Below are 420 nucleotides of genomic sequence, written 5' to 3' on the forward strand. Positions count from 1 at the left end.
CCACCCAGGCCATCGCCGACAGGCCGACCGAGGTGATGGTCTGCAGGAGGGTGAAGGTGTTGGCGCGGATGTGGAGTTTTGTCATCGAAGTCTCAAAGCAATGCCGCCATCAGTGACGCTGCCGCGAACACCGCAAAGGCTATGCGCTGTTTTGTCAGCAGCCGGCGCGTGCCCGCTATGCGCTGGTCGAGCGATCGCGTCTGGGCCGGCGTCGGCTTCAGCCGCATGCGGGCGAGCAAATCGTCGACCGCGCCGCCGCCCGAAACCTCGCTGTCATGGCTCGCCATCAGCCGGAACAACAGCGCATCGAACAGGATAAGCGCGATGAAGGCGAGGGTAGCTAGAGCCGCCGCCGCAGCCACCAGCCACGCCGCCGCCGATAGCGGTGTCACCTGCGGCGCGGCCGCCAGCCCGATCACC

The 420-nt window shown here is 66.7% G+C and carries 1 protein-coding gene; it reads right to left on the reverse strand.

What is annotated here, in order from left to right; all coding sequences use genetic code 11:
- Positions 1 to 92: 92 nt before the first annotated feature.
- Positions 93 to 420: hypothetical protein (locus EOA29_RS40355; protein ID WP_127222602.1), on the reverse strand; the 328-nt coding region annotated here is incomplete at its 5' end.

Origin of the sequence: Mesorhizobium sp. M1E.F.Ca.ET.063.01.1.1 (assembly GCF_003998155.1) — a bacterium.
Taxonomy (GTDB): Bacteria; Pseudomonadota; Alphaproteobacteria; order Rhizobiales; family Rhizobiaceae; genus Mesorhizobium.